30 protein-coding genes, 3 tRNA genes and 1 pseudogene are annotated in these 25809 nt (G+C 65.1%); 22 read left to right on the forward strand and 12 right to left on the reverse strand.

Annotated features, from left to right (window positions below; translation table 11 throughout):
• Window positions 1–246: 246 nt before the first annotated feature.
• Window positions 247–951 carry an outer membrane protein gene (locus GGD63_RS08315; RefSeq protein WP_183240659.1) on the forward strand — a complete coding sequence of 235 codons (705 nt, stop codon included), beginning with the start codon at window positions 247–249 and terminating at the stop codon, window positions 949–951.
• Window positions 952–1217: 266 nt separating this feature from the next.
• Window positions 1218–1460, forward strand: coding sequence for a DUF6719 family protein (locus GGD63_RS40765; protein ID WP_183240661.1), 243 nt, complete (start codon window positions 1218–1220; stop codon window positions 1458–1460).
• A gap of 27 nt (window positions 1461–1487) precedes the next feature.
• On the opposite strand, the gene GGD63_RS08325 is transcribed toward GGD63_RS40765, so the two are convergent.
• Window positions 1488–1742: a hypothetical protein gene (locus GGD63_RS08325; protein WP_183240663.1), complete on the reverse strand. Its 255-nt coding sequence runs from the start codon at window positions 1740–1742 to the stop codon at window positions 1488–1490.
• Window positions 1743–2047: 305 nt separating this feature from the next.
• On the reverse strand, window positions 2048–2437 hold the full coding sequence (locus GGD63_RS08330) for a hypothetical protein (RefSeq protein ID WP_183240665.1): 390 nt from the start codon (window positions 2435–2437) through the stop codon (window positions 2048–2050).
• A gap of 106 nt (window positions 2438–2543) precedes the next feature.
• On the opposite strand from GGD63_RS08330, the gene GGD63_RS08335 reads away from it, so the two are divergent.
• The 6 genes and pseudogenes from GGD63_RS08335 to GGD63_RS08360 all read left to right on the forward strand — a co-directional run bounded on the left by GGD63_RS08335 (window position 2544) and on the right by GGD63_RS08360 (window position 7153).
• The gene (locus tag GGD63_RS08335; RefSeq protein WP_183240667.1) at window positions 2544–2711 is read left to right on the forward strand and encodes a hypothetical protein; all 168 of its coding nucleotides are present in this window, start codon (window positions 2544–2546) and stop codon (window positions 2709–2711) included.
• Window positions 2712–2755: 44 nt separating this feature from the next.
• Window positions 2756–2960, forward strand: a pseudogene (locus GGD63_RS08340) (methyl-accepting chemotaxis protein); the annotation flags it as partial.
• 202 nt (window positions 2961–3162) lie between these two features.
• Window positions 3163–3882 (forward strand): bifunctional 2-polyprenyl-6-hydroxyphenol methylase/3-demethylubiquinol 3-O-methyltransferase UbiG, encoded by a 720-nt coding sequence (locus tag GGD63_RS08345; protein WP_183240668.1) that lies wholly within the window; start codon window positions 3163–3165, stop codon window positions 3880–3882.
• A 79-nt stretch (window positions 3883–3961) separates the two neighbouring features.
• Complete coding sequence (locus GGD63_RS08350; RefSeq protein WP_183240670.1) at window positions 3962–4675, forward strand: class I SAM-dependent methyltransferase; 714 nt, start codon at window positions 3962–3964, stop codon at window positions 4673–4675.
• A 101-nt stretch (window positions 4676–4776) separates the two neighbouring features.
• A complete protein-coding gene (locus GGD63_RS08355; RefSeq protein ID WP_183240672.1) occupies window positions 4777–6612 on the forward strand; it encodes a PQQ-binding-like beta-propeller repeat protein in 1836 nt (611 codons plus the stop codon).
• Window positions 6613–6733: 121 nt separating this feature from the next.
• Entirely contained in the window at window positions 6734–7153 is a 420-nt protein-coding gene (locus GGD63_RS08360) for a GFA family protein (RefSeq protein ID WP_183240674.1), read from the forward strand.
• 357 nt (window positions 7154–7510) lie between these two features.
• Here GGD63_RS08360 and GGD63_RS08365 read toward each other — a convergent pair.
• Window positions 7511–7585: transfer RNA gene (locus tag GGD63_RS08365), tRNA-Thr, on the reverse strand.
• Between the two features lie 170 nt (window positions 7586–7755).
• Window positions 7756–8208, reverse strand: a complete 453-nt coding sequence (locus tag GGD63_RS08370) for a hypothetical protein (RefSeq protein WP_183240676.1) — start codon at window positions 8206–8208, stop codon at window positions 7756–7758.
• 306 nt (window positions 8209–8514) lie between these two features.
• Between GGD63_RS08370 and GGD63_RS08375 the strand changes: the two genes are divergently transcribed.
• Both GGD63_RS08375 and GGD63_RS08380 read left to right on the forward strand, forming a co-directional pair.
• Entirely contained in the window at window positions 8515–9000 is a 486-nt protein-coding gene (locus tag GGD63_RS08375; RefSeq protein WP_183240677.1) for a hypothetical protein, read from the forward strand.
• A 44-nt stretch (window positions 9001–9044) separates the two neighbouring features.
• Window positions 9045–9530, forward strand: coding sequence for a hypothetical protein (locus GGD63_RS08380; RefSeq protein WP_183240679.1), 486 nt, complete (start codon window positions 9045–9047; stop codon window positions 9528–9530).
• Between the two features lie 198 nt (window positions 9531–9728).
• Here GGD63_RS08380 and GGD63_RS08385 read toward each other — a convergent pair.
• Window positions 9729–9814 (reverse strand) — tRNA-Tyr (locus GGD63_RS08385).
• A 207-nt stretch (window positions 9815–10021) separates the two neighbouring features.
• On the opposite strand from GGD63_RS08385, the gene rlmB reads away from it, so the two are divergent.
• A complete protein-coding gene (gene rlmB, locus GGD63_RS08390) occupies window positions 10022–10849 on the forward strand; it encodes a 23S rRNA (guanosine(2251)-2'-O)-methyltransferase RlmB (protein WP_183240681.1) in 828 nt (275 codons plus the stop codon).
• 10 nt (window positions 10850–10859) lie between these two features.
• Here rlmB and GGD63_RS08395 read toward each other — a convergent pair whose 3' ends face one another.
• The gene (locus GGD63_RS08395; RefSeq protein WP_183240683.1) at window positions 10860–11891 is read right to left on the reverse strand and encodes an LLM class flavin-dependent oxidoreductase; all 1032 of its coding nucleotides are present in this window, start codon (window positions 11889–11891) and stop codon (window positions 10860–10862) included.
• Between the two features lie 136 nt (window positions 11892–12027).
• Window positions 12028–12951 carry a LysR family transcriptional regulator gene (locus GGD63_RS08400; RefSeq protein ID WP_183240684.1) on the reverse strand — a complete coding sequence of 308 codons (924 nt, stop codon included), beginning with the start codon at window positions 12949–12951 and terminating at the stop codon, window positions 12028–12030.
• Between the two features lie 112 nt (window positions 12952–13063).
• On the opposite strand from GGD63_RS08400, the gene GGD63_RS08405 reads away from it, so the two are divergent.
• From GGD63_RS08405 to GGD63_RS08415, 3 genes are read left to right on the forward strand one after another with little or no spacing between them, the layout of a single operon-like run.
• Window positions 13064–14422 carry an MFS transporter gene (locus GGD63_RS08405; RefSeq protein ID WP_183240686.1) on the forward strand — a complete coding sequence of 453 codons (1359 nt, stop codon included), beginning with the start codon at window positions 13064–13066 and terminating at the stop codon, window positions 14420–14422.
• Window positions 14419–14922, forward strand: coding sequence for a GAF domain-containing protein (locus GGD63_RS08410; RefSeq protein ID WP_183240688.1), 504 nt, complete (start codon window positions 14419–14421; stop codon window positions 14920–14922). The genes GGD63_RS08405 and GGD63_RS08410 overlap by 4 nt, the downstream gene beginning before the upstream one ends.
• A 17-nt stretch (window positions 14923–14939) precedes the next feature.
• Window positions 14940–16187, forward strand: a complete 1248-nt coding sequence (locus GGD63_RS08415) for an amidohydrolase family protein (protein WP_183240689.1) — start codon at window positions 14940–14942, stop codon at window positions 16185–16187.
• 6 nt (window positions 16188–16193) lie between these two features.
• Here GGD63_RS08415 and GGD63_RS08420 read toward each other — a convergent pair whose 3' ends face one another.
• Window positions 16194–18251, reverse strand: coding sequence for an ATP-dependent helicase (locus GGD63_RS08420; RefSeq protein ID WP_183240691.1), 2058 nt, complete (start codon window positions 18249–18251; stop codon window positions 16194–16196).
• Window positions 18252–18379: 128 nt separating this feature from the next.
• On the opposite strand from GGD63_RS08420, the gene GGD63_RS08425 reads away from it, so the two are divergent.
• Entirely contained in the window at window positions 18380–18970 is a 591-nt protein-coding gene (locus GGD63_RS08425) for a TMEM175 family protein (RefSeq protein ID WP_183240693.1), read from the forward strand.
• Window positions 18971–18979: 9 nt separating this feature from the next.
• Here the strand turns inward: GGD63_RS08425 and GGD63_RS08430 are convergent, their stop codons facing one another.
• Window positions 18980–19360, reverse strand: a complete 381-nt coding sequence (locus GGD63_RS08430; RefSeq protein WP_183240694.1) for a YciI family protein — start codon at window positions 19358–19360, stop codon at window positions 18980–18982.
• A 205-nt stretch (window positions 19361–19565) separates the two neighbouring features.
• On the opposite strand from GGD63_RS08430, the gene GGD63_RS08435 reads away from it, so the two are divergent.
• Window positions 19566–19751: a hypothetical protein gene (locus GGD63_RS08435; RefSeq protein WP_183240696.1), complete on the forward strand. Its 186-nt coding sequence runs from the start codon at window positions 19566–19568 to the stop codon at window positions 19749–19751.
• A gap of 27 nt (window positions 19752–19778) precedes the next feature.
• Window positions 19779–19982, forward strand: a complete 204-nt coding sequence (locus GGD63_RS08440; RefSeq protein ID WP_183240698.1) for a hypothetical protein — start codon at window positions 19779–19781, stop codon at window positions 19980–19982.
• Between the two features lie 11 nt (window positions 19983–19993).
• On the opposite strand, the gene GGD63_RS08445 is transcribed toward GGD63_RS08440, so the two are convergent.
• Window positions 19994–20707 (reverse strand): ABC transporter substrate-binding protein, encoded by a 714-nt coding sequence (locus GGD63_RS08445; RefSeq protein ID WP_183240700.1) that lies wholly within the window; start codon window positions 20705–20707, stop codon window positions 19994–19996.
• Between the two features lie 332 nt (window positions 20708–21039).
• Between GGD63_RS08445 and GGD63_RS08450 the strand changes: the two genes are divergently transcribed.
• Together GGD63_RS08450 and GGD63_RS08455 are read left to right on the forward strand one after the other, a co-directional pair.
• On the forward strand, window positions 21040–23451 hold the full coding sequence (locus GGD63_RS08450) for an ATP-binding protein (RefSeq protein ID WP_183240701.1): 2412 nt from the start codon (window positions 21040–21042) through the stop codon (window positions 23449–23451).
• A 318-nt stretch (window positions 23452–23769) separates the two neighbouring features.
• Window positions 23770–23843 (forward strand) — tRNA-Gly (locus GGD63_RS08455).
• A gap of 56 nt (window positions 23844–23899) precedes the next feature.
• On the opposite strand, the gene GGD63_RS40580 is transcribed toward GGD63_RS08455, so the two are convergent.
• On the reverse strand, window positions 23900–24025 hold the full coding sequence (locus tag GGD63_RS40580) for a hypothetical protein (RefSeq protein WP_283811930.1): 126 nt from the start codon (window positions 24023–24025) through the stop codon (window positions 23900–23902).
• 47 nt (window positions 24026–24072) lie between these two features.
• Here GGD63_RS40580 and GGD63_RS08460 point away from each other — a divergent pair, with 47 nt between their 5' ends.
• The gene (locus GGD63_RS08460; protein ID WP_183240703.1) at window positions 24073–24540 is read left to right on the forward strand and encodes a metallophosphoesterase family protein; all 468 of its coding nucleotides are present in this window, start codon (window positions 24073–24075) and stop codon (window positions 24538–24540) included.
• A gap of 208 nt (window positions 24541–24748) precedes the next feature.
• Here GGD63_RS08460 and GGD63_RS08465 read toward each other — a convergent pair whose 3' ends face one another.
• Window positions 24749–24961 carry a DUF6894 family protein gene (locus GGD63_RS08465; protein WP_183240705.1) on the reverse strand — a complete coding sequence of 71 codons (213 nt, stop codon included), beginning with the start codon at window positions 24959–24961 and terminating at the stop codon, window positions 24749–24751.
• 304 nt (window positions 24962–25265) lie between these two features.
• Here GGD63_RS08465 and GGD63_RS08470 point away from each other — a divergent pair, with 304 nt between their 5' ends.
• Window positions 25266–25529 (forward strand): hypothetical protein, encoded by a 264-nt coding sequence (locus GGD63_RS08470; protein WP_183240706.1) that lies wholly within the window; start codon window positions 25266–25268, stop codon window positions 25527–25529.
• Window positions 25530–25714: 185 nt separating this feature from the next.
• The coding region (locus GGD63_RS08475; protein WP_183240708.1) for a GDP-mannose 4,6-dehydratase at window positions 25715–25809 on the forward strand (95 nt) is incomplete at its 3' end.

The raw sequence follows: 25809 nt of genomic DNA on the forward strand, positions 1-25809 counted from the left end.
GCCGGAGCCGGTGGATCACATTTCGGCGAGCTTTGAACGGGGCGGATTTGCCTTGCGACTAACCGTTACGGCAAGCCTTGCGCGAACGATAAAATCGGCCGGTGCAAGGCGGCGTGGCGGAACAAAATCGCGATGTTGCCACCCCGTCACAGTTGCGAACGATCAACGTTCCGGCATCGCCGCGAAGCAACCAAATTCACGCCACGTTGTTTGCTGAGGGTCGATTTTGAAAGAACGGGGACGGACATGAAGACGATCTTGCTGGGCGCAGTCGCCTTGCTTGCGCTGGCAGCGCCGGCCGCAGCGGCCGACATCCAGCCGCGCCCCTACACCAAGGCGCCGGCCTATACGCCGCCGCAGGTGATCTACAACTGGACCGGTTTCTACATTGGCGGCCATGTCGGCGGCGCGTTTGCCGGTGACAGCAGCTTCCAGTCGAGCGACGCCCGCTTCCTGGGCGGCGTGCAGGGCGGCTTCGACTACCAGTTCGCGCCCAACTGGGTCGTGGGTGTCGAGGCCCAGTACTCCTGGCTGCCGACCAACAACAACGGTGCCACGTTCCCGCTGGGTACGCAGGTGACGTCCAACACCGACCAGCTCGGGTCGGTGACCGGCCGGATCGGCTACACCTGGGGCCCGACGCTGCTCTACGCCAAGGGCGGTTACGCCTGGCGCAATAACGGCCTTGGCGTCAACATCGCCGGCGTGCCGCAGACCTTCACCACCACTGGCAACAGCAAGGACGGCTACACCGTCGGCGCCGGCCTCGAATACATGTTCGCGCCGAGCTGGTCGGCCAAGGCCGAGTACCAGTACTACAACTTTGGCAGCACGACCTTCACCTCCGGGCCGGCCGACATCGTCGGCGTCCGGGGAAGGGAGGACGAGCATACCGTCAAGGTCGGTGTGAACTACCGCTTCGGCTGGGGCGGTCCGGCAGCCTCGCGGTAACTGACCCGCCAAAGGCGATCCAGGGAGATCAAAGATCTGACAAAGGCCGGCTTCTCGCCGGCCTTTCGTTTGCCGGCTCCGGCTTGCCGGTGTCGTTTGCCTCGCGTGAACCATCTGGCGCGTCATTTGCAAGCAAACGTTCCGACACGCGCTTTCTCATGCGTGTCATGGGGCTGGCGTAAAGCAAAAATAATTTTTGCAGCTTACGGAACTCGCGCTCCGGAACGCGTTATTATGGGACTTCCCGGGCTGGTGGGACGACGGTCATGCGTATCTTGGTGTCGGCAGTAGCGCTCTCGTGCTTCCTCGCCTTGCCGTGCTCTGCTCAAACAATCCTCAAATCCGAGCCTCTGATGCTGGCACCCTATGAGGTGGCCTTCGTCAAGGACGCCTCCTGTCCGTCCGGCAAGGTGCTGAAGGTCACCGGTGCGATCCGCGGGCTGCACCGTCGCAAGGCTTGCGTGGTCCTGGCTGGCGAGCAGGCCTCCCTCGCGACCGCGACGCCCTGAGCCATCGGCCGGCTTCCGGGCCGAACCTTAAGAATTCAGCTCAAGCTCCATTCTGGACTGACGCTCGGCCTCCGCCTTGTTCATGGCGGGATCCTCACCCTGGGCTGCCCGGCACGGCTTGATCTCGTAGTCGTTGTCGAGCACCCGGCGCGGTCCGGCACGTTCTTCATCAGTGCTGACATCCACGATCAGGCCGCTCCGCTGCGCCAATTTCCAGACATCGGACTCATCAGGATAGGCCTTGCTGATTTGGGCGTCGTTGCAGAACAGGGCGTACGGCATTCTTTCCGCTCCGGGAAAGCGCATTAACGACTTCCCGGGCGCGGGGTTCCGGCCGGCAGGGTGATCACGGAGCCGTGATCAGAGGGCCCGGGGTCTTGAGTCGTAAACGAGTCCTGAATCCCCAAAAAAAGAATCCCTGGGACTCTCCGGCCGGAATCAGCGGATGTTTCGGCCATGACGAGCGACCTGAAAACCTCCTGCGGGCACATGCTCCTGCCGTTGACGCTGGCGTTGTTCGGCGCCTGCGCAGCCAATCTCTGGCTGGTGTGGTCCTGGCTGTAAGTCCCTGACGGACGGGCGCTGCCCTACTTTTTGGCCGGCGGAGAAGGGCCGACGTCGCGGAGGGCGGCGCGAAGCTTGGTCAGGGTCGCCGCGCAATATTCCTCGCGCTCCCGCTCGAACCGCTCCTGATGCTTGCGGAAATTCGCGATCCTGGCCTGCATCTCGCTACGGAAATCGCCACCGGGGCGGGGTGGCGGGATCTGCAGGGACTGAGGTTGGGGGGCGGGCGGAGATACGGCCGGCGCCGGGTCGGTTTCGACCGCAACAGCCCGCACGGTCACGATCTCCGTGGTGACCGCGAATGCAGCAGGAGGGGGCTCCGGCGGATGGAGCTCATCCGTCTTCCCGGTTACGGATTGGACGAAAGCCAGTGTCTGCGCGATCAGTGCGTCGCGCTCCGCGATCCACTTCATGGGCGACCCCTGCTGGGGGCCATTCCACCAAAGGTGGAGGGTCGAATCAAGGAGGTAATCCTGCAAGGGGATTGCATATTTTTCCCGGTCGCCCGACAGTGGACAGATGAATGCCGGGAAAGAAGAAGAGTCGCTCGAAGTGGAGGGCTTGAGGCTTGTGCGCGCCTTCCTCTCGCTGCCGCCCGAGAAGCGGGCGGAGGTGATCGCATTCGTCGAGGAGCTGGCCCGTGTTCATGCCCTGGCCGAGGAGGCCGAAGGCACGCCGGCAAGATGAGTGCTATCGCTCGCGCGGGTTGACGTTGGGCGCGAAGGGCGCCCGCGACCCAGGAGATCTCGCGCAACGTGCAGCAGGCCGCGCGCGGCACCCGGCAGGTCTCCTCCAACATCACCGACGTCCAGCGCGGCGCCGCCGAGACCGGCTCGGCCTCCTCGCAGGGTGCTCTCGACTGCCAAGATGCTGGCGAGCGACAGCACCCGGCTGAAGGACGAAGTCGGAAAATTCCTGCGCACGGTCTATCGCGCCAGCAGAAATGCAAGTGCGATGACCAACAGGACGGCCGTCATGATGACGGCCGTCACGGCACCGGCGATGATCCTGGCTTTCTCTCGGGCGGTGGTGGGATGCATGCAGCCCGCATGCTACCTCATGTTGAACTTCGGTCCAATGTGTGGTCAGTAGCCATCCCCGCGGCGTTACGCGCCCGCGCCCCTTCGAAGGCAGCCCCATGACCGAAGATGTCGGCGACGGCTGGACCGCGTCCGCAGCCGCCTGGATCATCGAGCAGGGCGAAGACGGCGACTACGGTCGCCGCTTCGTGCTGGATGCGCCGATGCGCGCGCGGATCGAAGGACGCGGTTTCCGCAATGCGCTCGATGTCGGCTGCGGGGAAGGCCGCTTCTGCCGTATCATGCAGCGCGCCGGCATCCGCACCACCGGCGTCGATCCGACCGAGGCGCTGCTCGTGCGCGCCAGGGAGCTCGACCCCGGCGGTGATTATCGGCTCGGCCGCGCCGAAGCGATGGAGTTCGATGCGTCCTTCGACCTGGTCGTCAGCTATCTCAGCCTGATCGACATGCCGCATCTCAGTGCCGCGATCGCAAGAATGGTGGCGGCGCTGCGGCCGGGTGGCACGCTGCTGATTGCCAACCTGACCAGCTTCAACACCGCGGGCGCGCCCGAGGGGTGGAGGCGCGACCGCGAAGGCGTCCTGCGCTTCGCAATCGACCACTACATGGAGGAGCGGGCGGTCTGGGTGAGCTGGCGCGGCATCCGGATTCAGAATTGGCACCGTCCGCTCAGCACCTACATGACCCTGCTGCTCGATCACGGCCTCCAGTTGCGCCTGTTCGTCGAGCCGGAGCCCATAGGCGGCGACCCTGGCCGAAACGCCCTTCATCGCCGCGTGCCCTACTTTCACATGATGGAGTGGCAGAAGCTGGCTTGAGTGGCGAGGCCGGTGATTTCTGACGCGACGCTCATGTGTAGACTGCGTTCGAGATGGAATCTGGATTTGGAATCTTCTCATGATCTCCGATCGTCCTCCCGTGCTCGCCCACGAACGCTTCGTCGCCGACCGCGACAACTTCGCGGGCCTCGATCTCGCCGCTCGGTTCGAGCGGATCGAGCGAACCAACCTTTGGGGCGCTGCGAGCTCGGTTTCGGGCCTTGGCTCGGAGGATGTCGCCACGGATGCGATCCGGGAGGCGCTTCCTCCGCTGCTGCAACGGCTCGGCGTGCGCTCGCTGCTCGATGCGCCCTGCGGCGATGCGGGCTGGATCGGTCGCATGAAGCTCGATCTCGATTACACCGGCATCGATATCGTGCCGTCGCTGATCGCAGCCAACAGCGAGCGCGCGGCGCGCGGTGAGGTTTCCGGTCGCTTCCACGTTCGGGATATCACGCGCGATCTTCTGCCGCCCGCCGACCTGATCCTGTGCCGCGACTGCCTGGTGCATTTGAGCTTCGACAACATCGCGCGGGCGTTGCGGAATTTTCGTGCGAGCGGCGCGCGCTTCCTGCTTGTCACGACGTTTCCTGAATGGGGCGGCAATCGCGATTGCGAGGACGGCGACTGGCGCGCGCTGAACATGGCGAAGCCGCCGTTTAACTGGCCCGCGCCGCGCGAGCTGATCAACGAGCGTTGCGAGGAGGGCAATGGCGGCTGGCGCGACAAGAGCCTCGGCCTCTGGCAGCTCGATCGACTGCCCGATCGTGTCCGCATTGCCACGGATGTGTGACAGGCGCGGGTCGAACGTCCATTGCCCCGGTGATCGTTCCGGCGATAGACTTTCGGTTGTGCAGCGATCTCGTATCGCGATGACCCTGCCGGAGCTCACCCATGAGAGCAAGTGCCGTCCTGGCCGCGTTGTTGACCTGGTGCTGCGCTCCGGCTCTGGCGCAGCAGCAGGACGGAGCCGCGCTCTACGCCACGCATTGCGCGCAGTGCCACGAGGGTGATGCGCAGAGCCGTGTACCGGGCCGCACCGCCATGCAGGCGATGTCGTTCGACCATGTGCTGGGGACCTTGACCTCCGGCAACATGGCGGCGATGGCGAAGGACCGCAGCGACGCGGAACGCCGCGCGATCGCCGCCTTCGTCACCGGCAAGACCGCAGGGAGCGGCGTTGCAGCCGAGGTGGACGGCCGCTGCACAAAGCAGCTCAGCGGCTTTCCGCAGGCCCTCGATGGTCCGCGCTGGAACGGGTGGGGCGTCGACCTCAACAACAGCCGCTTCCAGCCCGCCGACATGGCGGGGCTGACGGCGGAGCAGGTGCCGCACCTGCGGCTGAAATGGGCTTATGCGTTTCCCGGCGCCTCGGTGTCCTTTGCGCCGCCGACCATCATGGGCGGAGTGCTGTTCATCGGCGGCACCGATCGCAAGGTGCATGCGCTCGACGCGCGAAGCGGCTGCACGCACTGGACGTTCGCGACAGACGGGGCCGTGCGCGCCGCGATCAGCTTTGGGCAACTTCCAGGCTCCGATCAGTTCGTGGTTTTCTTCGGCGATTTGCGCGCCAACGCCTATGCCGTGAACGCGCTGACCGGCGCGCTGATCTGGAAGACGAAGGTCGAGGAGCATGCCGCCGCGCGCATTACCGGAGCGCCGACGTTGCATTCCGGCGTGCTCTACGTCCCGGTGTCCTCGCTCGAGGAAGCCGCCGGCTCGCAACCCAGTTACGAATGCTGCACCTTCCGCGGCAGTGTGGTGGCGCTGCAGGCCGCGACCGGCAAGCTGGTGTGGCAGGCCTATACGATTCCCGAGGTGCCGCATCCGACGAGCAAGAATGCGAGAGGCACGCAGCTGTTCGGTCCGTCCGGCGCCGCCATCTGGTCGGCGCCGACGATCGATCCGAAGCGCAACGCCGTCTATGTCGCCACCAGCAATTCCTATTCGAACCCGCCGGCCGCAACCGCAGATGCGATCCTGGCTTTCGAGCTCGGGACCGGGAAACTGCTCTGGAAGCAGCAGGCGACGCCCAAGGACGCCTATGTCGTGGCATGCTACGGCGCGGACAAGACCAATTGTCCCGATGATCACGGACCCGATCACGATTTCGGCCAGTCGCCGATCCTTGCGACCTTGCGTGACGGCAGGCGCGTGCTCGCCATCGCGCAGAAATCCGGCGTCGTGCACGCGCTCGATCCCGATGACGGTGGCAAGATCCTGTGGCAGACGCGGATCGGGAAGGGCGGAGCGCTCGGTGGCAGCGAGTGGGGCTCGGCCGCAGATAGTGAGCGCATCTATGTCGCCAACTCCGACGTGCGCTTTACCCGCGACGGAACGCGGCAACTCGATTCCACGCAAGGAGGAGGTTTGTTCGGCCTCGACCTCGCCAGCGGGAAGATCGCAATGGAAGTGCCCCCGGTCCCCTGCGGCGACCGTCGTCAATGCAGTCCCGCGCTCTCGGCGGCGGTGAGCCTGATCCCGGGCGTGGTGTTCTCCGGTAGCGTCAGCGGCTTCCTGCGCGCCTACGCCACCGACGGCAAGCTGCTTTGGGAGTTCGACACCGCGCAGGATTTCAAGGCCGTGAACGGCGTCCCCGCCCATGGTGGCGCGATCGATGGCCCCGGGCCGGTCATCGCCGGCGGCATGCTCTACACCAATGCCGGCTACGGCCAGTGGAGCGGCGTCGCCGGCAACGTGCTGCTGGCGTTCGAGGTGGGGACGGAGTGAGGGCGTCACAAAGTCCTTCCCTGCGCTGCGTCCGGGACTCGGCTCGAGGTTGCCTCATCGACGACGGAGGGTGAGTGGCGCTGCTCTTTCAATTTGCATTCGGCAATGGGAGGCAAATTCGATGATCGATGCCAGATGCAGTTGCGGCGCTGTTTCACTTTCGCTTCCGGGACCGACCGAGCTGGTCGCGGCCTGTCATTGCATCGACTGCCAGCGACGAACCGGGGCACCGTTCGGTGTCGGTGCGTTCTACCCGGTCGAAGCCGTCACGATCTCCGGCGCGCCGAAGGAGTACGTTCGCGCCGCCGCAAGCGGGGGCGAGGTCCGCTTCTATTTTTGCTCCGACTGCGGCTCGACGGTCTGTTGGAAGGCGGACAATCTGCCTGACATGATCGGCGTTGCCATCGGCGCCATCGCGGACCCGGATTTTCCGGCGCCGGTCAGATCGGCGTTCGAGCAATCGAAACATGCCTGGGTCGAGATCGGCGGCGCCGGCGTCGCGCACTTCGAACAGGGCAGCGCGCAGAAGAGTTCAGGCTGAGGCACAGGCATCGAGCGCAGGTGCCGGCGCGGCCGGTATTCAGTCAGGGACGCTGCCTTGCGTTAGACGGCGTTCCGACCGTCTGTATCGGTTCACCGGGAGCACGGTCCAGCGGCGGGTGAGGCCTGGCGAGTCCTACTGTTCCGGGAGGTGCGTCGTTGCTGGCCGTATGGGTATTGACGCGCTCTAACGTCACTGTCGATGCAACCACAATGGCGATCGCCAAGGCGACAGCGGATAGGGCTAAGGCTGCTCGATCATTCGGGTCCATCGCTAGACCTCCCCGAGACGGCTCTATAGTCGACGATAACGCCGAACTGATGATTTAGTTGTAGCGTCAGGCCACGGCTAAGCCAATGGTGCCGGCTGAGGGGATTGAACCCCCGACCTTCGGTTTACAAAACCGCTGCTCTACCGCTGAGCTAAGCCGGCGACGCTGGAAAGCGGGGCCGGGCCCGGCATGGACCGGGGCTGTCCGCCCGTGCGCCGCAATACCAGACTTGATTGGAAAGTGCCAGAACCCGAAGAAGGCGTCTCGCCGGCATGAAACAGGCGGCCCGTTGGGCCGCCTGAAACTGTTCAACACTCGATGGAAGAAGGCCTTACTGGCAGAGATGCCGCCGGCCGTCTTCGCCCTTGATCCAGGTGCCGGGCCTGCAGACGATGCCGTTGCGGGCCGCATAGGCGTCCCAGTTGCCGTTCCAGGCGGGGCCGCCGCGGTCGTAGCTCGCGTAGGAATTGCCCCAGCCCTGGAACGGTGCGGCCGCGACCGTTGCTGCGGTTCCGACGGCCGCGCCAGCCACTGCTCCCGCAGTATCGAGCGGCCAGAAGCCTGATTGCCGTCCATCATTCGGATTCACTTGGTTGCGGGCCATGTGGCGGCGGCGATAGGCGCGGTCGGTAGTGGAATTGGCGGGACCGAGATTCCGGCAATTGGGATCCTGGAATAGCCCCGTGCAGCGGCCCGAATTGTCGACCGTCGTTTGCGCGAAGGCCGGTGTCGCGAGCGTGGACGCGACGATCGCGGCCAAGCCAAGAAGCTTCAGGCTCGTCATGGCATTTTCTCCATGTTGTTGAGACCTGTGCTAAGTGCGACCTCTGGCAGTCGTTCCGCGGATTTTCGCATGAAGGGTCACATCGACGTGAGCCCGCCCAGGATGTGAAATTTGTGCCACGCAACCTTGCTCGCTCCGGCACGTGCCGCGAGTTTGCGCCGCGTTAACACTTCGCTAGCGCGCCTTTCGGCATTTGAGCAGCTATCGATCCTTGCGCGTTAGGCTTACCGGAATTTGGTGAGGCGGCCTTAACCCTCTCCGCGCCCTGATCGGATAGGTTGTGTTCCGGATAACCGGGGCCTTCTCATGCGCGTCGTGGCGCTCGCTGCCTTTCTGATCGGACTGCCCGCGGCGGCGTTTGCCGACGGCGGCTTCGACATCGTTGTGCCCGGCCGTCCCGGCGTGCCGATCATCATCAACAATATCGATGCGTCCTATAGCGTCGTCGAAGGTGTCTGGGGCCTGGGCAAGAACGTCCAGGTGCAGCCGACGATCTATGGCGGACGCTATGTCGCCGAGCGGCAGCCCTCCGACGTCGGCCATTATTATCCAACGCTGGGCTTGCGGCCCGGCTATGGCCGGCTCGAGGTCGAGCCGCCCGCGAACCGCAAATTGCCCAAGCCCGCCGAGAGCTATCACCAGAGCTGGGGTGCGTCGTCCGCTCCGCTGCCGGCGCAGATGGACGCGCCCGTCGATCCGCCGCCGGTGATCTACGCGCCTGAGATCAACGACCGTCCCCGGCGCCCCCGGCCACGGCCGCATGTCGAAATCCCCGGCAGGCCGCCGGGTTGAGAAACGTGAAAATCCAAACAAACGGAAATCAACAGGAGAGAGTAATGCGTCAAATGATTTCGGGACTGGTCGCGGCGGCTGCCGTGATGTTCGTCGGGGCTGCGCCTGCCGCGGCTTGCGGCTTCACCACGTGCGCACCCGTTGCGCCGGTCTATACCGGCTGCAACACCGGCTGCGGCGGCTATGGTTACGGCTACGGCTATGGCTATGGCGCCTTTGAGCGTCTCGCCGAGCCGACCACGCAGTATTATTACGTCAACCAGGGCCCGACCTATACCGGCCCGGGCGCCTTCGCGCCGTATCCGACCTATCGTGAGGACGCGGTCGTCGCTCCCGCCAATTACGGCTACGGCTATGGCTATCGCGCCGCTCCCTATCACCGCCCGTACTACCGTCCGTATCGCTACGGCTACGGTCCGCGCTACGGCTATCTGCCGCGCGCGCACTATGGCTACGGCCCGCGCTATGGCTACGCCCACCGTCACGCGCCGTATTACGGCGGTCACCGCGTGCTGCGCCGCTACTACTGATCGCCTGATCGGTTGAGTTACGAGACGCCTGTTCGCACAACGCGGACGGGCGTTTCATTTTTGCGCGTCGTTGGCGCGATGGATCAGATCGACAGCCCGCCTTCGCCTATCGGCTACGGCGTGGCAGCCTTCGCTCGCTTCGCTCAATGATGTGTTGGGATGGCTTGCCTAGCCGTAGCTCGCGAAGCGAGCGAAGGCTGGTGGGGGAGGCAGGACTCGAACCTGCGAAGCCATGAGGCGGCTGATTTACAGTCAGCTCCCTTTGCCACTCGGGACACTCCCCCGCTCGACGGCAGCACAATCGGGCCGGACCTTACCGGCGGACCGAAGACGGCCATGGAACGTGAAGGCCGCGACAGCCCGGATCGGGGCGCGACCGGGCGCGTTTATGGGCGAAGCGGTGGGGCAAAGTCAACCGAGGCGAACAGCTAAAATCGCCCCTGAAGGCACCCAAATTGCCATATTCCGGCGCCCGTGACACAAGCGAGCCCATGAAGGAACGAAAATTTGCCCCCAAGGGCTCCCGCAGCGGGGCTAAGCCCTTCAACAGGCCCGGAAAATCGGCCGGCCGCCCGGCCTGGCGCGACCGCGATTCGCATGGCGACGGGCCCGTCATCCTCTATGGCTGGCACACCGTCACCATGGCCTTGGCCAATCCTGCGCGGCGGATCCGCAAGCTGACGCTGACCGAGAACGCTGCAAGGCGGCTCGCGGAGGAAAACATCGCGACCCGCGTCGCGCCCGAGATCGTCCGGCCTCAGGAGATCGACCGGCTGCTGTCGCCCGATGCCGTGCATCAGGGCCTGCTCGCGGAAGCCGATCCTCTGCCTACGCCTGACATCGAAACCCTGAAGCAGGAAGGCATGGTGCTGGTGCTCGACCAGATCACCGACCCGCACAATGTGGGCGCCATCCTGCGCTCGGCCGCGGCCTTTGCGGTGAAGGCGATCGTCACCACCGCGCGCCACAGCCCGGAAGCCACCGGTGTGCTCGCAAAGGCCGCCTCCGGTGCGCTCGAGCTGGTGCCAATGGTGACCGTGCAGAACCTCGCCCGCGCGCTCACCGCGCTCAATGAGCGCGGCTTCCAGACCGTCGGCCTCGACAGCGAGGGCACCGAGAACCTCTCGGACGTCGCGTTGCGCGAACCGCTTGCGCTGGTGCTGGGCGCCGAAGGCAAAGGCCTCAGGCAATTGACCCGCGAGACCTGCAGCGTCGTGGCGCGGCTCGACATGCCCGGCGAGATCAAGAGCCTCAACGTCTCGAACGCCGCCGTGCTCTCGCTCTATGTCGGCGCAAGCCGGCTCGGGCTCATGAAGTAGCCTCGAACCGCTACGCCGTCATCTCCCTGACCAGCGGCACCACCTTCCGCCCATAGAGCTCGATGCTCTTCATCAGCTTCTCGTGCGGCAGGGGACCCGCCGAATACTTCAGCTGGAACCGCGAAATCCCGAGCGCCTTTGCGGTCGTCGCGATCTTCCGCGCCACCGTTTCCGGCGAGCCGACATAGAGCGAGCCGTGCTCGGCCTCGCTGACGAACTCGTCGCGCCCCATCGGCGGCCAGCCGCGCTCCTTGCCGATGCGGTCGCGCATGGCCTTGTAATCGGGCCACAGCTCCTCGCGCGCCTGCGCATCCGTCTCGGCGACGTAGCCGGGCGAGTGCACGCCGATCGGCTGCGCCGGACGGCCGAACTCCTTGAACGCGCGGTGATAGAGATCGACGTAGGGCGCAAAGCGCGCGGGATCGCCGCCGATGATCGCGAGCATCAAAGGCAGGTCGTAATGCGCCGCGCGCACGACCGATTGCGGGCTGCCGCCGACGCCGATCCAGGTCTTCAACGTGCCGTTCTCGACCGGGGGATAGACCAGTTGGTTCTTCAGCGGCGGGCGCAGCTTGCCCTGCCAGGTCACCGGCTGCTGCGACAGCAGTGCGGCGAACAGGTCGAGCTTCTCCTCGAACAGCTCTTCGTACTTGCGCAGGTCGAAGCCGAACAGCGGGAAGGATTCGGTGAATGAGCCGCGGCCGAGGATCACTTCGGCGCGTCCGTTGGAAAGCGCGTCCAGCGTCGCAAAGCGCTGGAACACGCGGATCGGGTCGTCCGAGCTCAGCACCGTCACGGCCGAGCCGAGATGAATGCGCTTGGTGCGACTCGCGGCCGCCGCGAGCACCGTCTCGGGCGAGGAGATCGCGAAATCGGCGCGGTGATGCTCGCCGAGGCCGATGAAGTCGAGGCCGAGCTCGTCGGCCAGCACGGCTTCGTCGACGACGTTGCGGATCACTTGCGCATGCGGAAGCATGGCGCCGGAGCCGCCTCTGGTGACGTCGCCAAAGGTGTCCAGTCCGAATTGAAGCGGTGCGGTCATCGATGAGGTCTCTTGGCGCGCGGACGGCGCCCGTCATGGGAGGAAATAGTTGCCATGGAGGTAGGGCGCGGAGACCGTTTCGACAATGCTGATCCAGGAAAGGCATCGTTTCCGGTTCTTCATCGAACCGGCGGGCTCAGTCGGATCTCGCGAACATCTCCACCAGGGTTTCGCGCAGCCAGCGCTGCGCCGGCACGGTGTCGTTGCGCTGATGCCAGAACAGGCTGACGATGCGCGGCGGCGCCTTGAGCGGAAGCGGCATCGCATGCAGGAGCGGCGCATGCCTTGATTGCGAGCGCAGGTCGCTCGGCAGCACGGCGATCAGGTCGGATTGCCGCACAACCTCGTAGGCGGCGCTGTAGTGATTGACGGTGGCGACCAGATTGCGCGACAGCCCGCGCGAGGCGAGGAAGAGATCGTAGGACGGCATGGTCTTGCCGGCTAGGCTCACGTCGACATGACCCGCGTTCAGGAAGGTCCGCGTGCTCAGCCGTTTCTGGGCGGCGAGCGGATGGCCGCGCCGCATGAAGCAGGCATAGTCGACGGTCCACAGCGAGCGCGAGCGAATGGCGGCCGGTTGCTGCGCCTCGTTGACATAGACGCTGAGCACGCAGTCCACCCTGTTGTGCTCGAGCTGGTCGGCGATCTCGACGACCGTATTCGGCACGGTGTGGACGCGCGCCTTCGGCGCAACCTTGCCGAGATGGGCGAGCAGGTTCGGCATGACCAGCGAGGAGACGTAGTCCGACATCGACAGGCTGAATTCGGTCTGCGCGCGTGCGGGATCGAACACCTGCTCGTCGAGCGCACCGCGCACGCTTTCCAGCGCCTCGCCGATCGGCTCCCACAGCACCACGGCGCGCTGGGTCGGGCGGATACCGGTGCCGGCGCGCACGAACAGGGGATCGCCGAGCGCGTCGCGCAGCCGCGCGAGCGCATTGCTGACCGCGGGCTGGGTCATCCGCAAGGCATTCGCGGCGCGCGTGACGCTGCCCTCGGTCATCAGCGCCTCGAAGACTTTCAGGAGGTTGAGGTCGAGCGCGCGGAACGACACGGACATTCACCATAGTGATATATCAGATCATGATTATAAATTATGACGATAATGTCACTTTGTCTATGGTTCCCTCCCGAGCGGCGCGCCGGGCCCGTGACATCAGAGGGGGACTTTCATGTCGATGATTTCGGCGCGCATCGAGCGCCTTCCGTTCGCACGCTTCCACACGCACCTGCTGCTGATGGGCGGGCTCGGCTACATGTTCGACGCGATGGACGCGGCGGTGCTGGCCTTCATCCTGCCGGTGCTGCGCACGGCGTGGAATTTGACGAGCGTGCAGATCGGCGTGCTCGGCAGCAGCACCTATATCGGCTTCCTGTTCGGCGCGTTGCTGGCGGGCACGCTGGGCGACCTGATCGGCCGCCGTGCTGTGATGATGTCGGCGCTGGCGCTTTATTGCGCGGCCTCCATCGTGAGCGCGATGGTCGACACATGGCCGTCCTTCTTCGCCGCGCGCGTCGTTGCCGGCATGGGCACCGGCGCGGAGAGCGCGATCATCGCGCCTTATCTCGCGGAGTTCGTGGCGCGGCGTTACCGCGGCAGCTTCACCGGCGCGCTCGCCGGCTTCTTCTCCTTCGGCTTCGTCGCCGCGGCCTTGCTCGGCTACTTCATCGTGCCCACTTCCGACAACGGCTGGCGCATCGTGCTGGTGATCACCGCGGTGCCCGTCGTCATGCTGCTGTGGTGGCGCAGGGCGCTGCCGGAATCGCCGCGCTGGCTCGAAAGTCGGGGCAGGGGCAAGGAAGCCGAAGCCCTGCTGGACAGGATCGAGGCGGGCTTTGCGCGCGAAGGCCATGTCCTGCCGCAGCCGGTGGTCGAAGCAGCAGTGCCCACGGGGGCGGGCGGAACGCTGCTCGCCAATTTCGCGGCGCTTCTGGCGGGCCGGCAGGCACGCATCACCATCATGACCTGGATCATGTGGCTGGCGATCACCTTCAGCTATTATTCCTTCTTCGTCTGGATCCCCGGCCTCCTGGTCCAGAACGGCATGAGCATCACCAAGAGCTTCGCCTATTCGATCGCGATCTATTGCGCGCAGATCCCCGGCTATTTCAGCGCCGCGTATTTCAACGAGCGCATCGGCCGGCAGGCAACGATCGCGACCTACATGGTGCTTGGCGGCGCCAGCGCGCTCGGGCTCGCTTTCGCGCAAAGCGATCAGCAGATCATGGCGGCGGGAATCTTCCTGTCGCTGTTCATGAACGGCACCTACGCGGGCGTCTATGCCTACACCGCCGAAGTGTTCCCGACGCCGGTGAGAACCACCGGCGCAGGCCTTGCGTCGGCGATCGGCCGCATCGGCGCGATCGTCTCGCCGATCCTGGTCGGCTATCTCTATCCGAACTTCGGCTTTGCCGGCGTGTTCGGCGTCACCACCACCGTGCTGCTGCTCGGGGCGGTCACCGTCGTGCTGATGGGTGTGCCGACGCGCGGCCGCTCGCTGGAGGAGATTGCGGCGGGTGAGGTGGTATGACGCGGACGAAACCTAAGGCCGATCCGCTGCTCTGCGCCGTCGCGGCGGCGCAGGGCAGGGTGGACCAGCCGGATGCGCTGTTCGTTGCGCTCGACCAAGGCTTGAAGTCGGCGATCGGCCACAAGCTGTTCACGGTCCTGACCTATGACGAGGCGACCAGCGAACTGGCTCGCCTTTACTCCAATCTGCCCGGTCTATACCCGACTGGCGGACGCAAGCGTCTCGCACCGGGCCCTTGGACCGAGGCCGTGCTGGACCGCGGCGAGGCCTATATCGGCTACACGCGGGATGATCTGCGCACCGTCTTCTCCGATCACGAGCTGATCGCCTCGCTCGGCTGCGAGAGCGTGCTCAACATGCCCGTGCGCTGGCGCGGCCGCACCCTCGGCTCGCTCAACCTGCTTCATGAGGCGGGCTGGTACGGCGAGGACGATGCCGCCGCGTGCCTTCCCTTTGCCCAGCTCGCGCTGCCCGCGCTGCTGACGGCGACTTCATCCTGACCAGACAGGAAACGACCATGCCCAGCATCCTCTTCCAGAACGCCGCACTGCTCGATCCGCTCCAGCCGGACTTGCTGGAGGGACAGCACGTGCTGGTCGAGGACAGCCTGATCAAGGAGGTCTCCGACCGTCCGATCCAGGCCAATGCCGATCGCACCATCGATCTGAAGGGCAAGACGCTGATGCCCGGCCTGATCGATCTTCACGTGCATGCTATCGCTGTCGAGCTCAACCTGGCGCAGCAGGTGCACATGCCGAACGTGCTGGTGACGCTGCGCTCGACACTGCTGCTCCGCGGCATGCTGCGACGTGGCTTCACCACCGTGCGCGATGCCGGCGGCGCCGGTCATGCATTGAAGCAGGCGATCGAAACCGGCCTGACTGACGGCCCACGTCTGTTCGTCTCAGGCCGCGCGCTCAGCCAGACCGGCGGCCACGGCGACATGCGGGCACGTTCCGATTATCTCGCCAGCGACGCGCCTTGTCCCTGCTGCGTACGGGTCGGCGCGCTGGCGCGCGTCGCCGACGGCGTCGACGGCGTGCGCAAGGCCGCGCGCGAAGAGCTCCAGATGGGCGCCGATCAGATCAAGATCATGGCGTCCGGCGGTGTCGCTTCGCCGACCGATCCCGTCGGCGCCTTCGGCTACTCCGAGGACGAGATCCGCGCCATCGTCGAGGAGGCGCGCGGGCGCCAGACCTATGTGCTCGCCCACGCCTACACCGCCGCAGCCATTGAGCGCGCGATCCGCTGCGGCGTGCGCACCATCGAGCATGGCAATTTGGTCGATGCGCCGACCGCGCGGCTGATGGCCGAGAAGGGCGCCTATGTGGTGCCGACGCTCGTCACTTACGAGGCACTTGCCAATGAGGGCGCCCAATATGGCCTGCCGCCGGAGAGCGTGGCCAAGATCGCCGATGTCCGCGACGCCGGCCTGCGTTCGCTCGCGATCTATCGCGATGCCGGCGTGAAGATGGGGTTCGGCAGCGATTTGCTTGGGCCGTCGCAGCGCCTGCAGAGCGACGAATTCCGCATTCGCGCCGAAATTCTCGGCCCGCGCGCCGTCATTGCCAGCGCGACATTGATCGGCGCGGAGGTGCTCGGCATGGAGGGCAAGCTCGGCCGCATCGTGCCGGAGTCTTTCGCGGACCTGCTGGTGGTCGACGGCAATCCGCTGCGCGATGTCGCCTGCCTGCTCGGCCAGGGCGAGCACATCCCACTGGTAATGAAGGCGGGGAAGGTCCAGTTCGACCGGCTGAATGCCTAGCTGGCGTTACCGCCACATCCCGCGCATCTTTGCCCCGATGTCGATCTTCGGCCCTTGCGCCGCCGTGCGGGCGGCGCCCGCCGCGGCCTTCGGCCAGGCGGTGCGCTCGAACAGATAGACCAGGGATTCCGGGATGAAGCGGGTGCGCGAGGCATAGACGTGGCGGTCGCCCTTGGCGGCCTGGCCGTGGACGAAGAAGCGCTGCGGCACCACGAGGTGGAGATCGTCCTTGGCGCGCGTCATCGCGACATAGAGCAGGCGGCGCTCTTCCTCGAGCTCGGCGCTGGTGCCGGCGCCGAGATCGGACGGCATGCAGCCGTCGACGACGTTGAGCACGAACACCGATTTCCACTCCTGGCCCTTGGCGGAGTGGATGGTGGAGAGGATCAGATAATCCTCGTCGCGCAAGGGAGGACCTGATTTGTCGCTGGTTGCATCCGGCGGATCGAGCGTGAGCTCGGTCAAAAATTTCTCGCGCGAGGAATAGCCGCTGGCGATCTGCTCGAGCTGCATCAGATCGGCGCGGCGCGTCTCGGAATCCTCGTGGATGCGATCCAGGTGCGGCTCGTACCACAGCCGCACGCGCTCGAGATCTACAGGCCATTCCGAATAGCGCAGATTCTCGACCGTGCGGACGAAATCGGTCCAGTCCGCGCCGGTGCGCGGCGGGACCGGGATGAGGCCGAGTGCGGCAAGCGGATCCGTGCTCTCCGCCATCTGGTCGAGCACGCGCTGCGCGGTCGCGGGGCCGATGCCGGGCAACAGATGCATGATGCGGAAGCCGGCGACGCGATCGCGCGGATTCTCGGCAAAGCGCAGCAGCGCCAGCACGTCCTTGACATGCGCGGCGTCGAGAAATTTCAGCCCGCCGAATTTCACGAACGGGATGTTGCGGCGGGTCAGCTCGATCTCGAGCGGACCGGAATGCGAGGACGTCCGGAACAGCACCGCCTGGTGCTTGAGCAGCGCGCCTTGCTCGCGGTTGGCCAGCACCGCTTCGACGATGTAGCGGGCCTGGTCGGCCTCGTCGTGCACCGTGACGAGCTGCGGCTTCTGTCCGGAAGTGCGGTCGGTCCAGAGGTTTTTTGTGAAGCGCTCACGCGCCAGGCCAATGACGCCGTTGGCGGCCGCCAGCACGGCTTGCGTCGAGCGGTAGTTGCGGTCGAGCGTGATCATCTCCGCGCGGGGCGAGAAGCTTTGCGGAAAGTCCAGGATGTTGCGCACGGTCGCGGCGCGGAACGAATAGATCGACTGCGCGTCGTCGCCGACGACGGTGAGGCCGCGGCCGTCGGGCTTCAGCGCCAGCAGGATCGAGGATTGCAGGCGGTTGGTGTCCTGATATTCGTCGACTAGCACGTGATCGAAGCGGCCGCCGATTTCTTCGGCGATCAGCGCATCGCTCATCATCTGCGACCAGTACAGCAGCAGGTCGTCGTAATCGAGCACGTGCTGGGCCTGCTTGGCCTCGACGTAAGCGGTGAACAGGCCCTTCAGCTCGGCCGCCCAGCCCGCGCACCAGGGATAGTGCACCCCCAGCACCTTCTCGATCTCCATCTCCGCGTTGACGCAGCGCGAATAGATCGACAGGCAGGTGCCCTTGGCCGGAAAGCGGCTCTCGGTCTTCGACAGGCCGCGCTCGTGCCGGACCAGGTTCATCAGGTCGGCGGAATCCTCGCGGTCGTGGATGGTGAAGGCGGGATCGACGCCGATCCGTTCGGCATATTCGCGCAACAGCCGCGCGCCGATGCCATGGAAGGTGCCGGCCCAGGTGAGCGCGTCACGCATGATGGCGGCGCTGTTCTCCCCTAAGACCTTCCGGGCGATGCGCTCGACCCGGCCGGCCATCTCGGCCGCGGCGCGGCGCGAAAACGTCATCAGCAGGATGCGGCGCGGGTCGGCGCCTGCGACGATCAGGTGCGCGACACGGTGGGCCAGCGTGTTGGTCTTGCCGGAGCCGGCGCCGGCAATGACGAGCAGGGGGCTTCCCACGGTCGCGCCATCGGCCACGCCATGCTCGACGGCGCGGCGCTGCTCCGCATTGAGCGTGTCCAGATATGTCGCCACGAATCGCCCCGGTGAACAGCCGAGAATCGGCGATCCCGGCGCGAATCGCAATGCGGCTGGACGGAACCAGAATTAGCATTTAGGGGAAAGTCGGCCCAAGGTTCCAGCCCGAGAAGAGCACGCCCGGCATGACCGAGCTCAAGCCCGACCAGTTCGAGATGCGGCGGCTGGAGTCGCTCAGCAACACCATTTTCGGCGTCGCCATGACGCTTCTGGCCTACGACCTGCCCAAGGCCGCTGTGTTCACCAGCGCCCCCGGCTGGAGCGATCTCGCCTATGTCTATTCCGGCAAGCTCGCCGGCCTCGCGCTCAGCTTCATCATCGCCGGCGTGTTCTGGATCAGCCATCACCGGCGCCTGGCGCGCCAGCCGATCGGCAGCCGCGGCATGGTGATCCTCAACCTGTTCTTCCTGCTCTCGATCGTGCTGCTGCCGGTGACCAACGGCCTCTACACCAATTACGCCACGAGCAGCGCCGTCGCCGTGCTCTATGGCCTGCATCTGACCGCGATCGCCGCGCTCAATGCCTGGCTGTGGTGGACCATTCTCGGCGGCTGGCGCCACGAGATCATGGCCTCGCTGTTTCCGCTGCTCGTTTTCATCCCGGGCACGGTCGTGGCGGCATTCGCGCCGCACGTCGCGCCTTTCGTGTGGTTCATCGCCTTCGGCGGGCTCCTGATCCAGCGCTTCTATGTCGCGCAAACCGGGCCGGACGCGTAGGCCGGCGATTCACGTCTGTGTCGCGCCAAACCTGTCGGCCGGCACGTAAAGCTTGACCGGCCGGATTTCGTAAACCGCAGTCGGGTTGACCTCGCGCAGCTTCCGCGCCGCCGCGATCGCCTCCTCCTCAGTGTCGTATTCGACGAGGTGGAAGCCCAGAAGCTGCTCCTTGGTCTCGGCAAACGGGCCGTCCAGCACCATGCCGGCGCCGGGGCCGCGCAAGGTGCGGGCCTTTCGGGTCTCGTCCAGACGGGCCGCGGGCCCAAAATGTCCGCTTGCCCGGAGCGGCGCCTGAACCTCGATGACTTTGGCCACGACCGCGGCGTCTTGCTCCGGCGTCCAGGACAGGATTTCGTCTTCCACGTGATAGGCCAGGATGGCGTAGAGCATCGTCACCTCGTTGATTTTTGGCGCACAGGCCCGAAGGACGTATCACTGTGGCCCGCCCCGACAATCCCCCGGCAAAAAAATATTGCGTCGCCGCGTGCGCGACGAAACCGTCCTGAAACCCGATTGTGGCGCCATAACGTGAACGCTGCCCGAAGCCGATGCGACTGATGGCCACCAAGAACAAGGTTTTATGCTGGAGGCGGCAATGTCGGGTCAGTCCATCAAGATCATCTGCGACGCGCGGCGGGCGGGCCGGTCGGAGCCGGCCGATCTGCACGACCAGAGCGGTCACCACCGCTATTACGGCAGCTCGGCCGTGAATGGTGGCGAGCGCATTGTCGAAAGCCGCCGCGGCAAGCGCCCGCGCGCGCTCAATGTCTGCGGCTTCTGAACTCTCCTGCGAGACCGGGTTTCGCGGATGAGCGTCCTGCAAATATCGATCGCCGCATTGCCGTTCCTGCTCTCGCTGGCGAGCCGGAACAGCAACGCGATCGCGCCATGCCTGGTCACGAGCATTTTCACCGTGCTGCTCGCCGAAGAGCCTCACCGGGCGGTCGTGGCCTGGTGCGTCGGCGTGCTGATCGCCGCCGTCGCCTTTCGTGAACGGCTTCGCGCCACCTGAGCCGGCACCGCTCACGGTGTGCTCAGGATCTGTTTGACGAGCGCCTCGCGCAGCGTTGCCAATTCGCCGCTCGCCTCCATCTGCGCGATCACTTGGCCGACCTTCGGCACCAGAGCGCGATGGCGTTCGTGCAAATAATGATAGATGTGGATGCGCTCCAGCGGTGGCGAGAGCGGGTAGATCCTGGTTTGCAGGTTGAGCTTCCTCACCGCGACGAGCCCGCTGAAGAGGTCGGTGACCATTACGTCGAAACGATCGGCGTCAAGCATCTTGACCATGCTCTCAAGGCCGGTCGTCGCCGTGACGCGGGCCATGCCGCGCGTACCGGACTCCGATGAGCCGACGCCGCGGACGATGCCGATGCTGTAGTCTCGAATTGAATCCCAACCGGCGACATCGAAATGGAGCTTCGTCGTGAACACTGCGGGCTCGATGTAGTTGATCGCCGGCGTGACCTGGACCAGCGTCGGATAGTCGCGGGAGAGCGTGCCGATCCGCTGGATCTCGCCGTCCACCTCGCCGGCGCTGGACAGCGCGAGCGCCCGCTTGCCGGGAACGTCCTCGAATTCGAGCTTGATGTTCAGCTTGGCGTAGACAGCCCGCAGCATCTCGCCGCCGACATATTGATCGGGGATGTCGGCGATGCGCGCCAGTCGGATCAGGTCCTGTGCCTGCGATGGAGCGGCTGCGAGCAAAGACACCCAGGCGACGGCAATCCGCCACATCACGCTTCTCCCTGGTCGAACCTTGCTACCGCTGGATTCGGAAGCCCGCGCGATCTACCGGGGGTCGCGCCTGCGCGCAGGCCGCAACAATCGACGCTCGCCCGCGACGTGAGGCGACTCCGGACTTTCACCGATGTCATTCTAGCACGCGAGGTGGTAGCTTGCCCGGGAATCCTGCTGCTGGGCGCAAGATATGACCCCGCCGACCTCAAGCCGCCCATGGGCCGACAGGATCGCCACGCGCCTTGCGTGAAGACAATCTCAACTGTCGAATTGCTCGCGGCCGCGACTGGCCGGCCAGAGCAGTGCCGCCATTCCCGGGGACGTGGTGCATGGGCAACTCAGGCGATGAGGATTCCAAGCGCAGCCGCGCCGTTGCCCCGGCGGCCGCGAAGCAGGATTTGGGCGGGATCGGCGCGCAACTTGCGCCGGCGATGATCGGAGCGTTGCTGTCGCGAATCTTCAACTGGTTACGTGGCGGCGTCGGGCCGCGCCTGTTGGCCGCCGTGCTGCTGTTCTCCTCGATCGTCACGCTGGTGCTGACCGCGCTTCAGCTCTATCTCGACTACAACCGCGAGGTCGGCGTCATCGAGACGCGGCTCAACGAGATCGGCCGCAGCACCACCGGCAGCCTCGGCGAGAGCCTGTGGAATCTCGACCAGAACCAGCTCAAGCTCCTGCTCGACGGTATCATGCGGCTGCCCGACATCCGCGCCGCCGAGGTGCTCGAGATCGCCGATCGTCCCAATCCGATCCGTGTTGCGGTCGGGGAGCCGAATACCCGTTCGATCGTGACTCGCGACTATCCGCTGACCACCACCGTGCAAGGGACCGCGCGCACGATCGGTGTGCTCCACGTCGAGGCGACGCTGAGCGAGGTCTATCAGCAATTGATGAACCGCGCCCTGATCATCCTGGCGAGCCAGGCGGCGAAGACGTTTCTCGTCTCGCTGTTCATCATCTACATGTTCCATCTGCTGGTGACGCGGCATCTGGTCGCCATCGCCGACTTCGTCAGCAAATACAGCCTGGCGCGGCCGCCGCCGCCTTTGCACCTGGAGCGCCGTCCGCCCCACGATCCCGACGAGCTGGATAAGGTGATCGTCGCCTTCAACGCCATGTGCGCCAACCTCGGGCGCGCTTATGGCGAGCTGCGCGAGGCCAACGCCAATCTCGAGCGTGACCTGAAGATCCGCCGCAGCGCCGAGGAAGACGCGCGCGCGAGTGAGCAGCGCTTCCGCGACTATGCCGAGACCGCATCCGACTGGTTCTGGGAAACCGGACCCGATCATCGGTTCACCTACATATCGGAGCGGGCGGGCGCCTTCGGCATGGACCACAAGGCGCTGATCGGCAAGCGCCGCACCGATGCCGCTTTCGACCACGACGTCGAGCCGGAGAAATGGCGCGCGCACCTGGCGACGCTGGACCGTCACGAGCCGTTCCGGAAGTTCGAATATCGCGGTCGTGATGCGAACGGACGCATGCATCATTTCAGCGTCAACGGCCAGCCGGTGTTCGCGTCGGACGGACGCTTCATGGGCTATCGCGGCTCCGCCACCGACCTCACCGAGCGGCACGAGACCGAGGAGCGGCTGCGCCAATCCCAGAAGATGGACGCGATCGGCCAGCTCACCGGCGGCGTCGCGCATGACTTCAACAATGTGCTCACCGTCATCACCGGCACGATCGAGATCATTCAGGAGGCGCTTGCGGACAGGCCCCAGTTCGCCGCCATCGCGCAGCTCATCGACGATGCGGCCGCGCGCGGCGCCGAGATCACCTCGCAGCTCCTGACCTTCGCGCGCCGCCAGCCGATGGAGCCGCGCGAGATCGACGTCAATGCCCTCGTGCTGGAGACCGCGAAGCTGCTGAAGCCGATCCTGGGCGAGCATGTCGAGATCGTGACCCGGCTCGCGGACGATGCCTGGTCGGCGATGGCGGATCCGTCGCAGCTCTCGTCCGCGATCGTCAATCTCGCCCTCAACGCGCGTGATGCAATGCCGGGCGGCGGCAGGCTGACGCTCGAGACGGCGAACCGGGAGCTGGACGGCACGGAAGGTGCCGGCGAGGGTGATGTCGTGCGCGGCGCCTTCGTGATGGTCGCAGTCAGCGACACCGGCCACGGCATTCCGGCCGACATCCGCGAGCGCGTGTTCGAGCCATTCTTCACCACCAAGGGCGTCGGCCGCGGCACCGGGCTCGGGCTCAGCATGGTCTACGGCTTTGCCCGCCAGACCGGCGGCACCGTCGCGATCGAGAGCGAGGAGGGGCGCGGCACGGTGGTGCGCTTGTTCCTGCCGCGGTCGGAGGGCGTGGCGCCGGCGAGGACGGCGCCGGTTCAGGCGCCCGCCGCAGCGCGCGGGCATGAGACGATTTTCGTGGTCGAGGACGATCCCCTGGTGCAGGGCTATGTCATCGCCCAGCTCGGCAGTCTCGGCTATCGCACGCTCGCTGCCGGCGACGGCGCATCCGCGCTCGCGCTGGTCGACCAGGGCGCCAAATTCGATCTCCTGTTCACGGACATCATCATGCCCGGTGGCATGAATGGCCGGGAATTGGCCGATGCGGTCCGGCTCCGCCGGCCGGGGGTGAAGGTGCTCTACACGTCCGGCTATACCGACGACACCATCGTCCACGAAGGGCATCTCGATCCCGGCGTGGCGCTGCTTCAGAAGCCATACCGCAAGTCGGAGCTGTCGCAGAAGATTCGCGAGGTTCTCGCGGGCGAGCCGTCTGCCTGAGCTGCGCCGACAGACGAAAAAGGCGCGGCGGGGAGGCCCCGTCGCGCCCGATTTCTTGCTCGCTGGTCCAGGGCTGAGAACGCCCCGATGCCAAGCCTTCTTCAAAGCCTAGCGGGCGATCCCAGCGAGGTGACAGCGCTTGAGATAAGACACTGGATCACCTCCTTTCGTTGGTTTCGGGAGATTTGAATATAGGGCGAGATCACCCGGCCGTTAAGGGGCGGGGCGAAACGCCGGGAACAGGGGCATTCCTGATGCGGGAAAGACCGTCCAGAGGCAGTTGAGACCGTCGCCCGGCCGTGTTAGGGGATCGCCAACGCGGGTGTAGCTCAATGGTAGAGCAGCAGCCTTCCAAGCTGAATACGAGGGTTCGATTCCCTTCACCCGCTCCAATGATTTCAATTACTTATTCTGCCTCGAGTGTTCACTCGCAGAGCCGCGCTGCGGCTCATTCGGACAGCGAGTCAGAATGGCCATTCCTCGTTGCGATGAAGATTGTCGCATCATCCACGGCCATCACCAGCAAGACGATGAGGACGGCGATGATCGCTCCGGGCCGGGTGATCGCGCGCAAGTGAGCGCGCTGTCGTGGTTCCTAAGCGTGGACGTCAGGAGAGCGCTGTGACGAAAATCGGGGTGATTTCGGACACGCACGGGCTGCTGCGACCGGACGTCGAGCATTGCTTTGCCGGCGTCACGCATATCATTCATGCCGGCGATATCGGCGCCGAGCATGTGCTCGAGGGGCTGCGCAGGATCGCGCCGGTCACGGCCATCCGCGGGAATGTCGATGGCGGCGACTGGGCGCGGAACTATCGGGATACGGAAACCGTGCGCCTCGGCCGGTACGTATTCTATGTCCTGCATGATCTGAACGAGCTCGAGAGCAAGCCTGCCCCCGACGGGATCGATGTCGTGATTTACGGTCATTCGCATCGCGCGAGCATCAGGACGGCCGACGGCGTCCTTTATCTCAATCCCGGAAGCGCCGGACCGAGGCGCTTCAAGCTGCCGATCACGCTGGCGACGCTCGATCTCGATGCTAGTAGCGACCTTCGACCGGTCCTGCATACGCTCGGTGGGGCCTAGCCCAAAGCAGGGCAAGTTATGATTTTCCGTCAAAAGTTGCTCGATGGGGCATTTTGGAACGATCTTATAACGCTGCGTTGTCTTACATCAGGCAGATAGTCTCGGGCGCCGGTGCTGAGAGTGTAGCGCTCCCGCCTGACAGGCCGCGCCGTTCGGGTCTCAATAAGACGACGGCGGACCCGACTTATCTGCATCTCAATCCGAACGCTTAATTCAGCTTTTGGGCCCGCACATCGATGCGGTAGAGCGGATCACCCTCCCGGTGGACAACAAGCGACCAATCGCCTCCATTGGAGCTGAGTGTCGATTCAATGTCCTTCACCGTGCGGAGAGCCTGGTGCCAGGCAGCTTCATCGTTCGGCAGCTCTTCACTGTCAGAGAAATCACCGCCGTTCGAGATCTTGAAGGAATATTGCGTCATCCAGGTGAACGGCGGGGACCGGCGAGGCGTTCCTAACCGTCAGCGACAATGATCTGGCAAGTCGGCCGACAGAGAGACGCCTCCGCAATACGGCAGCCTGAGGCGAGGCCGCTCGATGGCGGGGCCGTCTCGTTGCTGCATGTCGTCGGACCAATCACGTGCGGCTTGGATCGTTCCTCAGCATCGCATCGTCTGCGCCGGCGTTGCGCGGAACGGCGACTTCATCCGCCCGGACGCGTCTTAGGAACGATCGAGCCGGGTTGCGGTTGCGGCAATGGAGGCAGTCAAATGACAGTGTGATTTGATGACGCATATCATCTTCAGCGACTACCGCAATCCGGCTGCCGAGCAAGCTTATGACATCGCGTGGGACTTTCTCACGCGCACGGGGGCAATCCGGAATGAATTCGAGGCGTGCGTTTTCATCGCGCAGCGCGTCGCCACGATGGTCGAGGAAGGACAGACCAATCGCATCTGGATGGCCAATCGCGCGATCTCCCAATATCAGCACTACATCAGCGAATGCGACGATCTCGTCCGATGTGGCGGCTGTCGCGGCGCGCAGTGAACCTGCGGGCCGCCCCCACGCGCCGAAGCCCTTAACAATGCCAAAAGCGCCGGTCCGGGATCATCGTCCGGCTGGCGACGCCGGTACCCCTTGTCCCATATTGGGTTGACCCCGGCCGCCGATCTGTCAGAGAAGGACGGCGGCTGGAACGGGAATCCGGCGGCCCTCGGGGAGCAGGTGCACATATGGCTGAGCGGATCGCTCTCATCACCGGCGTGACCGGCCAGGACGGCGCCTATCTCGCCGAATATCTGCTGTCGCTCGGCTATGTCGTGCACGG

Source organism: Bradyrhizobium sp. cir1 (assembly GCF_014198245.1).
Lineage (GTDB): Bacteria > Pseudomonadota > Alphaproteobacteria > Rhizobiales > Xanthobacteraceae > Bradyrhizobium.